General features: G+C 74.6%; 8 protein-coding genes. 7 read left to right on the top strand and 1 reads right to left on the bottom strand.

Annotated features, from left to right (window positions below; genetic code table 11):
- The first annotated feature begins 145 nt into the window (after positions 1–145).
- The 6 genes from ACZ4Z3_RS27075 to ACZ4Z3_RS27050 are packed head-to-tail and all read left to right on the top strand — an operon-like array spanning position 146 to position 6,634.
- Positions 146–1,633 (top strand): GNAT family N-acetyltransferase, encoded by a 1,488-nt coding sequence (locus ACZ4Z3_RS27075; protein WP_468503442.1) that lies wholly within the window; start codon positions 146–148, stop codon positions 1,631–1,633.
- A complete protein-coding gene (locus tag ACZ4Z3_RS27070) occupies positions 1,630–2,394 on the top strand; it encodes a glycosyltransferase (protein ID WP_468503441.1) in 765 nt (254 codons plus the stop codon). Before ACZ4Z3_RS27075 ends, ACZ4Z3_RS27070 begins: the two co-directional genes overlap by 4 nt.
- Positions 2,381–3,397: a hypothetical protein gene (locus tag ACZ4Z3_RS27065; RefSeq protein ID WP_468503440.1), complete on the top strand. Its 1,017-nt coding sequence runs from the start codon at positions 2,381–2,383 to the stop codon at positions 3,395–3,397. Before ACZ4Z3_RS27070 ends, ACZ4Z3_RS27065 begins: the two co-directional genes overlap by 14 nt.
- A complete protein-coding gene (locus ACZ4Z3_RS27060) occupies positions 3,394–4,368 on the top strand; it encodes a hypothetical protein (protein ID WP_468503439.1) in 975 nt (324 codons plus the stop codon). Before ACZ4Z3_RS27065 ends, ACZ4Z3_RS27060 begins: the two co-directional genes overlap by 4 nt.
- On the top strand, positions 4,365–5,525 hold the full coding sequence (locus tag ACZ4Z3_RS27055; protein WP_468503438.1) for a UbiA family prenyltransferase: 1,161 nt from the start codon (positions 4,365–4,367) through the stop codon (positions 5,523–5,525). The genes ACZ4Z3_RS27060 and ACZ4Z3_RS27055 overlap by 4 nt, the downstream gene beginning before the upstream one ends.
- The gene (locus ACZ4Z3_RS27050) at positions 5,522–6,634 is read left to right on the top strand and encodes a polyprenyl synthetase family protein (RefSeq protein WP_468503437.1); all 1,113 of its coding nucleotides are present in this window, start codon (positions 5,522–5,524) and stop codon (positions 6,632–6,634) included. Before ACZ4Z3_RS27055 ends, ACZ4Z3_RS27050 begins: the two co-directional genes overlap by 4 nt.
- Here ACZ4Z3_RS27050 and ACZ4Z3_RS27045 read toward each other — a convergent pair.
- Positions 6,613–9,237 (bottom strand): tetratricopeptide repeat protein, encoded by a 2,625-nt coding sequence (locus ACZ4Z3_RS27045; RefSeq protein ID WP_468503436.1) that lies wholly within the window; start codon positions 9,235–9,237, stop codon positions 6,613–6,615. The genes ACZ4Z3_RS27050 and ACZ4Z3_RS27045 overlap by 22 nt on opposite strands.
- 144 nt (positions 9,238–9,381) lie before the next feature.
- On the opposite strand from ACZ4Z3_RS27045, the gene ACZ4Z3_RS27040 reads away from it, so the two are divergent.
- Positions 9,382–11,025: a hypothetical protein gene (locus tag ACZ4Z3_RS27040; RefSeq protein ID WP_468503435.1), complete on the top strand. Its 1,644-nt coding sequence runs from the start codon at positions 9,382–9,384 to the stop codon at positions 11,023–11,025.
- The last annotated feature ends 23 nt before the right edge of the window (positions 11,026–11,048 follow it).

Below are 11,048 nucleotides of genomic sequence, written 5' to 3'. Positions count from 1 at the left end.
CGGCCGTGCACCACCTCGCCGACCCGGCCGTCGTGGCCCTGAGTTCGCCTCGCGCTTCCCGACCGGCCGCCCCCTCCAGGACCGTCGGCGCCGCAGACGCCTGTGGCGGCCTGCCGTCCCGCCCCGACCGAAGGACCTTCGCCCCATGACACACCAGCCCTTCGCCTCCCCCCTCGACGTCGGACCCGCCCGCGATCTCCTGCCCGAGGGCAGGACGGCACTGCTGTCGCTCGTGCATCGCACCTTGCGTGCGCATCCGTCCCTGGCTCCGCGTGCGCACGGCGAGCTGGGCCGGGCGTACGACCAGGGGCGGCTCCTGGTCGCGGTCACCGACCGCGGTGAACTCGGCGGCTGGCTGCTGTGTGTCCGTCATGCCGACGGCGTCACCCAGGAACTCGCCGGTCTGTACGTCCGCCCCGGGTTCCGCGGGAGCGGCATCGCGCGTCTGCTGGTCGAGTCTGCCCTGCCGAGGGCCCGCACCAGCCTGGTGCTCACGACCCGGCAACGGTTCGCCCGGCATCTCGTCCGGCATGCCGGGTTCCGCCGCTGCGGACCCCGCGACCTGGTCGCGGCTCAGTGGCGCGGGCTGCTGGCCGACCGCGCGCGCCCGGCCCGCCTCGGCGCGCTGCTCGTCGCCGGACCGTCGGCCGGCCGGCCGGTTCTGCTGCGGCACGATCCGTCGACCGTGTGGGAGCCGTGCCCCGGCTGTCGTCGACCGGTTGACGACGGCCGGGCGTTCACTGCCCGCGACGCGGCGTTCGGCAGCGGTGTGCCGAGCCGCTACGCCTCCTGCCCGCACTGTGGGCACGTCCGCCAGGTGCGGACCGGCGCCGGAGTGACGGACGTGCTGTGCGAGCCCGCGTCGCCGTTCACCGCCGGGGCGATGGACAGTGCCGCCGTCCAGCGGCTCGTCTACCGGCCGCGCGCCCGCTGGCTGGCCCGGTACGGCGTCCTCGCCCCGGGCAGCCGGGTGCTGGACGTCGGCTGCGGCACCGGCGGTTTCCTCGCGCATGTCGTGGTCCGGCACGGTGTCCGCGGCTCCGGTGTGGAGGCCGACCCCGTGCTCGCGGCGCGGGCCCGGGCGCGCGGACTCACCGTCCACGAGGCCGACTTCGCGTGTTTCGAAACCGACGAGCGCTTCGACGTCGTGACGCTGTTCCATCTGCTGGAGCACTGCCCCGACCCGGAGGCCGTGCTGCGGCGGGCGTCGTCGCTGCTCGCCCCGGGCGGCGCCCTGTGCGTGGAAGTGCCGGTTGCGGGCGGGCTCGCCGGCCGGCTCTACGGGGCGCGCTGGTTCCCGCTGCTGCCGCCGTTCCACCGGCACATCCCCTCGCGTACCTCGCTCGCCGAGACCCTGCGCCGCGCCTGTCCGAGCGCGCGCGTCGACGGCTCTCGGCCGGTCTATCTGCCCGGCGAGTACGCCGTCTCGGCCGCGCTGCTCTTCGAGCCGGTGCTGCCCCATCCGCACCAGCGCCGCCGGCTGCGGCCGGCCGTGGCGGCCGCGGGCTCGCTGGCCGCGCTCACCGCGGCGTGTCTCGCGCTGCCGCTGGAGGCCGCCTCCGCCGTCCTGCACCGGGTGGTCCCCCTCGCCGGGCACCATCGGATGCTCGTCCGTACGGCGGGCGCCCGGTGACCGCCCCGGACGCCGACAGGGCCGCGCCGTACGTCCGGCGGATCTCGGTGATCGTGCCCGCCTGGAACGAGGAGTCGTTCCTGCCCCGTTCGCTGGGTTCACTGCGCCACTCCGCACTCCGCCTCGCCGACCTCGGTTACCCGGTGAGCTGTGAGTTCGTCGTCGCGGACAACGGCAGCACCGACGCCACCGCCGGCCTCGCCCTCGCCTACGGCGCCCGGGTGGTGCCGGTGCCGGAGCGTGGGGTGGGCCGGGCGCGCAACGCCGGCGCGCGGGCCGCCAACGGTGACCTGCTGGTGTTCACGGACGCCGACTACCGGGTCCCCCTGGGCTTCCTCCCCGGCCTGGCCGCCCGCTTCGGCGCCGACTCAAAGCTCACCGCGGCCGGGGTACGCGTCGTACTGGAGCCCGCCGAGATCGACCCCGTGACCCGGTGGTGCGCGCACGGCGCACTGCGGCTGCTGACCAGGGTCAAGCACATGTCGTTCGGCGTGCTGGCCGTGCGGGCCCGATGGTTCGCCGCGGTCGGCGGCTACCCGCAGGACCTCTACGCCTACGAGGACGTCGCCCTCTTGGAGCGGCTACGTGCGGACGTCCGGGCCGGGCGGGCCCGCTGGAGCCAGCTCGACGACATCACCGTGCACGCCTCGCCCCGCGGATTCCACCGCGGCGGCATGTTCTCCACGTATGCGCTGATGGCGGTCTCGCGCAGCGCACGCAAGGACTTCACCCGATGCGGATACTGGTATGAACGACGCTGACAGGACCTCGGTTCCCCCCGCCGCCCCAGCCCCGCCCTTGCCGCTCGGCCGCTGCCGACCGCTGCGCGAGGCGCTACGGGTTCCCGGGCAGGCGGTGCGGCTGCTGCCGACCGTTCCCGCGGTGAACGCCGACTGCCGGGCCCTCGCCGCGGCCCACGCGTCCACGGTGGCACCTCTGCTGCCGGGCGACGCCGATGGGTCGCTCGGCCGGCGGCTGCTGCCCTGGGCGGTCAAGGGCGGCCTCCTCGTGCTCCGTTACGCCCGTCTCACCGGCCGCCCGGCCGATCCGGCGACAGCCGTCCTGGCGGGTGCGTTCACCCGCTTGTACGACGACGCCTTCGACGAGGCCCGCGGGGGCGGCGGTCTCGGGGTCCTCGACCGTCTGGTCGCCGAGCCCATGGCACCCGCCCCGGACGCGCCTCGTACCCCCGCCGAGACGGCCGCCGCGTTGTTCGCCGCGCTCCGCGACCGGCTCCCCGCCGACCGCCATCCGGTCGCCTACGGTGCCCTTCCCGGGCTGCACGCTGCCCAGCATGCGTCCCTGCGCCCGCCCGGGGACCGCGGGCGGGGGCCGGCGGAGCTGGTGCGGGACGCGCGCCACAAGGGCGGCCTCGGCATGCTCGTGCTCGGCGGCCTGGTGCAGCCCGCCCCGACGCCGGCCCAACGGGAGGCGCTGCTGACGCTGGGTGGCTTCCTGCAACTCGTGGACGACTACGAGGACTTGGCGGTCGACCTCCGCGCGGGGCTGCGCACCGCGGCCACCTGCGGCGCCCTTCCGCTGGGCGCGCTGTACGCCGAACTGTCCCGCGTGGAGGCCGCGTTGGCCGCACTGTACGGGCCGTGCCGCACCCGGCGCTTCACTGACGGGCTGGCCTGCTGGCTGCACCTGGCCGCAGTGACCCGGCTGGTGCGCGGCCGCAGGCCCCCGCCGGCAGCGGGGCCGGGCGTCGCCGGACCGCCGACCGTGTCCGCCCTCTTCACCCGACGTGAGGTGATCCGTTGACAACGACCCGCCACCGCCGCGCTCTGCCCTGGCGGACCGCCAACGCCGAGTGTGCCCGCGCCGCACACGAACTCGCCCTTCTGCACCATGAGTTGCTGTACCACCTGCTCCCCCGTATCAGCTTCGCGGAGCGACGCCACCTCACCCACACCGTCCATCGGATCAACGCGTTGCTCTTCCTCTACGCGACCTTGCGCCGGGCCCCGCACGACACCCGGCTCGGAGTCCTGCTGGGCACGGTCACCCATCTGCTGGACCACGTCTACGACCATCCGGGCGCCACGGCCCGGACCGGACCACTGGAGGAGGTGGTGCTCGGTACCCGGACCCCCGATCCCGACGACGTCTGGCAGACCGTCCTCGGGGAGCTGGCCGCTCGGTGCTGGGCCTCGGTCGCCGACCCGGACGCGGTCCGCCCGCACCTGGTCCGGATGCTCGCGACCCAGCGGCGCTCCCGCGCCCAGATGGGCCCGAAGCCCATGGAACGGGCCGTGCTGGAGCAGCTGACCAGCGACAAAGGACACCACTCGCTGTGCCTCTACTTCGCCGCCGTCAACGCCGGGTTCGGTCCCGCGGAGGAGGCCGCCCTGCGCGCGTTCGGCTCCTACCTCCAGTACATGGACGACCTGGAGGACCGCTTCGAGGACCGCGCGGACGGCCGTGTCTCGCCCGTCGGCCCGGGGCTGAGTGCCGCCCGCGAGGCGGGCCGCCGGTTCGCTGCGGCACGCCGCGACCTGGCCGGCTTCTACGGCCGCGGCCCCGGCGCGCGCCACCGGATGCTGCTGGCCTGGCTGACGCTCTTCCATGCCGGAGTGCTCCTGGGCGCCGCCTGCCAGACCGTCGAGCGGCGTCTGCCGGGCCCGGTTCGCAGGGCCCTCGACCGGGGCCGGCGCACGCTGGCCGCCCGGGTCCCCTTCTTCGAGGTCGCGCCGGTCGGCGCACCGCCCCAACCCACCGGAGGACGATCATGACCGCTGACCTCGCCTGGACCGAGACCCGGGCCACGGCATCGCCCACCCTCGGGGCCGTCGCCCACTACCTGACGCTGTCACGCGTTCCGGTCGCGGTGTTCACCTGGATCCCGTACGTGGTGGGCGGACTGCTCGTGCCCGGTCTCGGCGTCGGCGGCTGGCTGGTGCTGATCGGCGCGGGCACCCTGCTCCAGGCGTTCGCCTGCCACGTCAACGACCTCACCGACCTCGCCTCCGACCGGCTGAACCCGGCACGGCTGCGCAGCCCGCTGGTGCGCGGCGCGGTGGCCCCGGCGACGGTCGCGGGGTGGGCGGTGACCGAGGCCGCGGTCCTGGCCGCCGCCGCGTGGGCGCTCGCGGACGGCACGGTCGCCCGGGCCGGGCTGGTCGGGGTCGTGGTGCTCACCGCCTGGCTGAACATCCTCCAGAAGTCCCAGGGGAGGGGCTCTCCCATGCTCTGGGACTGTCTGTTCGGAGTGGCGATGGCCGCGCCCCTTCCGCTGGTGGCGCTCGCCCGGGGCGGACATGCGGGTCTGCCCGTCTGCCTGCTGGTGATCGGTTTCGGGTTCCACATGGTCGCCACCAACAGCTCGGTGGGCAATCTCAAGGACATTGCCACGGACCGCTCCGCAGGGTCGCGCACCACGGCGATCGTGCTCGGTGTGCACACGCGTCACGAGGGCGGGTTCCACTTCCCGCGGCGGTATCTCGCGTTCGTGCTCTCCGCGCAGGCGGGCGTCGCCGGGTGCACGCTGGCGGCCGCCGTGGTGCTCGGGCTGCGTGGCTGGGACGTCCGCCAGGCGGTGCTCGCCGTGGGCGCGGCCGTGCTGGCGCTCGCCTCGTCGGCGGGACTGGCGCGGCTGCTCACCGGGCCCGGTCCGTTCGCCGACGTGTCGCGGTCCGAGCTGACGGCGCCGTCACGGCGGGGGCAGCTGCCGCCCGGCTGGCTGCGCAACGGGGGCTGGTCGTTCGGCAACACTCTCGCCTTCCTCCTGGGCTGCGCGGCCGTGCTGCCCGGGCCCTCCGCGGCCCGGCTGGCCATGGCGGTGGCGGGCTGGTTCGCGGCGGTGCTGGCGGTAGCGCGGCTGCGCACGGTGCTGGCCCGGCGGGCGCGGCGTGCCGGACTCGACGCCGGGGCGACGGGAGCCTCGTCATGACGCAGTCCCTACTGGCCCCGCCGGACAGCGACACACCGGCTGAGGTGCTGGCGTGTCTGGCGCTGCCACGGGCGCAGGCCGAGACGTTGGAGGAGCTCCTGGCGGGCGCGGCTCTCGGCCCGGTGCCGTCCCTCAGCGCGGCGCTGAGCAGCACGGTGCGCCGCACCGGCAAACGGCTGCGGCCGGGACTGCTGCTGGCGTTCGCGCGGGCCGCCGGGACCGGAGCGGAGCCCGAACTGCTGCTCCGGGCCGCCGCGGTGGAGCTGCTTCACCTGGCCTCCCTGGTGCACGACGACCTGATGGACGACGCGGCCACGCGCGGCGGCCTGCCGACGCTCCACCGCACCCATCTCGCCGCCGGGGCCGTCGTCGGCGGCGACCGGCTGCTCGCGGCGGCGGGTGTGCTCCTCGCGGACGCCGGGCCGCAGGCGCACCGGGTGTGGTCCGCGGCGTTCCTGGAGATGTGCGACGGTCAGGCACGGGAGACCGCCCACCGGCACCGGCTGGTTCCGCCCGCTGAGTATCTGCGCCAGGTACGGGGCAAGACCGCCGCGCTGATCAGCGCCGCCTGCGTGCTCGGCGCGCTCCGCGGCCGGCCACAGGCCGCGGGCTCCGCCGCGGCGGCCCGGTACGGCACCTGCCTGGGCGTGGTGTTCCAGATCGCCGACGACCTCATGGACGTGCTGTCCACGTCCGAGCGGTGGGGCAAGCCCGTGCAGCACGACATACCGCAGGGCGTGTACACACTCCCGGTATTGCTGGCCGCCCGTGCCCCGGGCGGGGAGCGGCTCGCCGGGCTGCTGCGGCCGGGGGCCACGGGGCGGGAGGTCGCGGCGGCGTACCGGATCGTGCGACGGTCAGGGGTGGCTCCGGCGTTGGCCGTCGCGCGAGCCTGGGCGGCACGGGCCGCGCGGGCGCTGGACACGCCGGGGCTCACGGGTCCGCTCGCAGCGGAGCTGGGCACGCTGCCGGCGCGCTATCTGGAGTCGGTGATGGCGCACGCCGTGTCGCCGGGCCGTAGGCGGTTCGTCGGCGCGTCGGGCCGCGGGAAGCTGCGCACCGTGCTCACGATGGAACGGGCGGAGCTTCAGTTCGACCCGGCGGACTGAGGTGGACGCCCGGGTTTCTCAGGGGATTCCTCCAGGGCCGGTTTCCCGGTGAGGTCCTCGAGGACCGCGCGGGCTCTGACCGCACGCGGGTGGGCGGGGCCGAGGACGCGTGCGCAGTCGTCCGCCAGTTCACGGTAGGCGTCCCGGGCGGAGTCGCGTCCTCCGGTCTGCAGGGTGAGCCGGGCCAGGTGCTGACGCGTCACCAGGGTGGCCGGATGGTCCACGCCGAGCAGCGCCGTGCGTTCGGCGAGGACGGTCCGCAGTATCTCTGCGGCGTCGGCGTGCCTGCCCTGCTCCAGCAGGACCAGGCCCAGGTTGTTGCGGCTCGTCAGGGTGTCCCGGTGGTCGGGTCCGAGGACGCGCGTGCGGGCCGCCAGGGTGCGGGCGAACCACACATGCGCCTCCTGGACTCGGCCCAGTTCCAGCAGGGCCCGGGCGAGGTAGTGCTGGGTGGTGAGGGTGGCAGGGTCGGCCCGACCGAGCAGGCGCACCCGGGCGTCGAGCACGGCGCGCAGTTCGCGTACGGCGCGTGCCGCGTCGCCCCGGCCGAGTCTGATGCGGCCCAGGTCGTGTTCCAGGGCGAGCACGTCGGGGTGGTCGGGGCCCAGCAGGCGGCGGCTCTTGGGCAGGGCGTCGGTGCAGATGCGTTCGGCCTCCCGGAGGCGTCCGCTCGCCCGCCGGTGGCAGGAGGCGAGCCGGACTGGTAGCAGCAGGCCCTCGGGCATCGTCGGGACACCGGTGTCGCCGGCTAGTTCGTCGACCAGGTCGAGGGCCGCCTCTTCCTGGCCCGCGAGGGTCTCCAGGGCCGGCCAGGTGTCCGGGTCACGTGCCTCGTACTCGGCGACGGCGGCCACCAGAAGCCGGTTCACCAGCTCGAAGTAGTCCGCCAGCCGCGTGCGCACCTCGGCCATGTCCCGGAAGAGTCGGCGCACCGGGGAGGGCAAGGCCAGCAGTTCAGTGTCACCCTCGCGGTGCCGGGTGACGAAGCCCAGGTCGACCAGGGCGTCCATCAGTTCACACAGGGAGAGGGCGCCCAGACCGGGGAAGAGCGGCGATGCGGCGAGCACGTGGGGGCGCAGCAGTCTCGTCCAGGGGAACGGGCCCGGGGCCAGACAGGCGACGAGGTGCAGCAGGGGACGTGCCGCCTGCAGTCCGCAACGCTCCAGCATGTTCAGGGAGAGCGGCCAGCTCCGGCCCATCGACGCCGGCCGGTGGGGCGTGGCCAGGGCGGTGGGGTCGCCGCCCCGGTCGAGCGACGCGGCGTAGGCGGTGAAGGTGCGGGGGGTGTGCGCGTCGGCGAAGTCGGCCGGTATGCGGGCTGCGGCGGCGAGGACGCCGCCGGCAAGCCGCAGTTCCAGTGGAAGACCACCGAGCCGTTCGGCGAGGGCGAGCGCCTCGGCCGGGCCGCCCGCTCGGGGGGCCAGTTCCAGCAGCACTCGCGCGGCGTCCCCGCTGGCCAGCGGCGGCACCAGGTGAGCGGCGAACCAGGCGCCCCTGGCCGGAGCGTTGTGACCCGGACGGCGCCAGGTACGCCCGTCCCGGGTGGTGACCAGCACCATGCCCTGTGTGCCGGGCACCGGACGGACCCAGCCGGTGCCGTCCACCACCCGTCCGCCGCCGGGGGCCAGCACGTCGTCGGTGTCGTCCGCGCCGTCCACGACCAGCAGCCAGGGACGGCGCTGGGCGCTCAGCAGCCGCCATACCAGGTCGGGCAAACTGGTGTGCTCCAACTGGTTGCGGGAGGCGCCCAGTTCGGCGGCGAGGGCGTACATCGCGTCGGCCGTGGCTGCGGCGCTGTCGGCGCCCACCCACCAGACCTGTGCGCCGCGTGCCGCGGCCGCCCGGGCCAGTGCGAGAGCGACGGTGCTCTTGCCCACTCCGGCGAGGCCGCACAGGACATGCACACGCGGGGCGCGGGCGGCGCCCAGGACAGCCGCGAGCCGGGCGACGAGTCCGTCCCGCCCCCGGACAACGGGTTCGTGCGACAGCCGGGCGAGCGGCGGCCGGATACTGCGCAGCATCGCCCGGCCCGCCCGGCCGCCGCCGCTCCCGGTCCGCCGGGTCCGGGGGGTGGGTCCGCCTGGGCTGGGCTGGGCGGCGGCGTGGCGCGCGGGCACGTCGACCGGCTCGTGCTCCGGCACGGGCCCGGAGTGCGCGTGCCGCTCGGCCGTTATGAAGGGATCGAGGTGTGCGGATGGTTCGGCCGCTCCAAGGGTTTGGGGCGGCGTCGCCCCCGGTGTCGGCAGGACCGGGCCGTGCGGGCGCGCTGTCCGGGTGCCGTCCCGAAGCCGGTGCCACACCTCGTGCCAGCCGTCCTGCTCCGACCCGCCGACGCGGCAGGCGGTGAGGAGCCGGCTCAGACGTAACTCCTGTCCTACGGCGGGCAGATGGGTTCCGGCGAAGTATCCGCTGAGCGTGCTGAGTGCGATACCTGACGCGGCCGACACTTCACGCACGCTCAGTCCGGCCCGGTGGCGCAGTCTCGTCAGCGCCCTGCCGAAGTCCCGGACGCACACGATGCCGTCCAACTCCTCAAGGGACAGAGCCGGTTGGACTGCCGCGGTGTTTCGGCCGCCGACGTCGAACTCCCCGTTGTCGCGCATACTGTCCTACCCTGTGAAGCCACCGACGACCTGGACCGATCGCCCCTTACCGGAAATGAGCCAAGAGGCGCATCGCATCATGGCATTTCACCATCTGTCAGATAGTCGGAACATGAGAAAATCCGGACAACGGGAGCACCTGTGGTGGACGACGCGCTCAGGAAAGGTCTGGGCGAGCGTGCGAGCGACGCACTGGAGGAATGGGCCGCTTTACGCGAACGGACCTACACCACGGTGAAGGTATTCTCCGAAGGGCTCAGCACCGCCTTCGTCGCGGCCGTGATCGAGGCCGACGATTTCAGCGGCTCGGACCGGGCGGTCGTCCTCAAGCACGACCGGGTGCCGAGCAGCGCCGCCACGAAGGAGCCGGACTTCGCCAGGTCCGAGTACGCCCGCCACCATCGCGCCTACCGCGACGCACCGCCGGACTTCGCCGCCAAACACCTGGCCAAACCCTTGGACGACGGACCGATACGGGTGGGCGACGGCACCTGGATCGTGCTCCAACAGGTCGCCGGAGGGCTGCGCTCGTACGCGTCGTTGGCCTCGTTGCGCCCGTCCAGGCCCGTCGAGTTCGCCGACGCCTGCCACACCGTCGTCCTCAACATCCTGGCCGGATGGGTGAGCAAGCCGCGCACCACCACGACAACGGCGGCGAAACTGCTCGGGAGCCGGCTGGCCAAGCGTCTGGGACCCGGCGGTGACCTGCGTGCCGCCGTGTCCCGGTATCCCGGGCCCACGGTCCAGCCGGACGGCGAACCCGCCCCGCTGGCCAGCCCGCTCGCCCTGGCTCTCGGCAGGCTGCCGGCCGCCGGGGAGCCGGTGCGCGTGGCCACCGGGCCCGTCCACGGCGACCTGCACATCGAGAACGTGCTGGTCCGGGTCCGGCCCATGGTCGACGTCACTCGCCACGTCCTCATCGACCTCGCCAAGTACGACCCTGCGGGGTCCCTCGCCTATGACCCGGTGCATCTGTTGCTGCATCTTGCGGGGCGTACTCTTCGCGACCTGACACCGCCCAGCCGGGAGGCGCTGCTCAGGGTGCTGACCGCGGGGGCAGGTCAGGCCGACGAGCGGGACCTTCTGGATCTGCCCGGCTGGCTGCGCCCCGTCGTCGAACGGGTGGACGGCACCGTCGAGCAGTGGCTCACCGAGTCCTCGCTCGACTTCCTCTGGGAGGACCAGCGGCGGCTCGCCCTCGTGGAGTGCGCGCTGGTGCTGTACGGCCGAGGATCGACCCGGGAGGAGGACCGGCCGTGGTTCTTCCGACTGGCCGCGCGCGCGGCTGACGCCTACGTTCGCGGGATCACCCCGGCGGGCGTCGCGGAGGGCGTCGTACCCGCCCCACGAGCCGCCGGGACGGCCACCGCCCAGCCGTGGATCGCCGGTCTCTGCGCCAACCTGGCCGACATGCTGGACGTGGCCGGCCCTGAGGAGCGGGAGGAGATCCGCACGCTGCTGTGCGCGGCGCGCGCGGGCGAGGACCGGTCCGCCGCATACGTCGACCTGGTCCGACGGTTGGGCGGCCCGGAACCCTTCCCCCGCTTCGGGGTCCCCGGCATGCGCGGCGTGGCCGGACCCGGTGAGTTCCACGCCTGCCCCCGGGCCGAACCGTGCGGGCGCCGGGAACGCCGCACACCTGGCGGCCCCCGCCCGGTGTGCGGCCTCGCCGACGCCCCCTGTGGCGATCCGGGCGCGCCCGGCGACACGCCGATGGTCCGATACGGCGGCCGCGGCCGGCCGGGGGGCCACCGAGCCCGCACAGGGGACATGAGCGAACCGACATGACCCGCCTGACTTGGTCCGACAAT

The organism is Streptomyces sp. NPDC030296, from assembly GCF_055572815.1.
This window is presented reverse-complemented; position numbering and strand designations above follow the sequence as displayed.

Excerpts from the sequence above, each read along its gene's own strand:
- ACZ4Z3_RS27075 (WP_468503442.1), top strand. The coding sequence starts at position 146 with ATGACACACCAGCCCTTCGCCTCCCCCCTCGACGTCGGACCCGCCCGC.
- ACZ4Z3_RS27065 (WP_468503440.1), top strand. The coding sequence starts at position 2,381 with ATGAACGACGCTGACAGGACCTCGGTTCCCCCCGCCGCCCCAGCCCCG.
- ACZ4Z3_RS27055 (WP_468503438.1), top strand. The coding sequence starts at position 4,365 with ATGACCGCTGACCTCGCCTGGACCGAGACCCGGGCCACGGCATCGCCC.
- ACZ4Z3_RS27050 (WP_468503437.1), top strand. The coding sequence starts at position 5,522 with ATGACGCAGTCCCTACTGGCCCCGCCGGACAGCGACACACCGGCTGAG.
- ACZ4Z3_RS27045 (WP_468503436.1), bottom strand. The coding sequence starts at position 9,237 with ATGCGCGACAACGGGGAGTTCGACGTCGGCGGCCGAAACACCGCGGCA.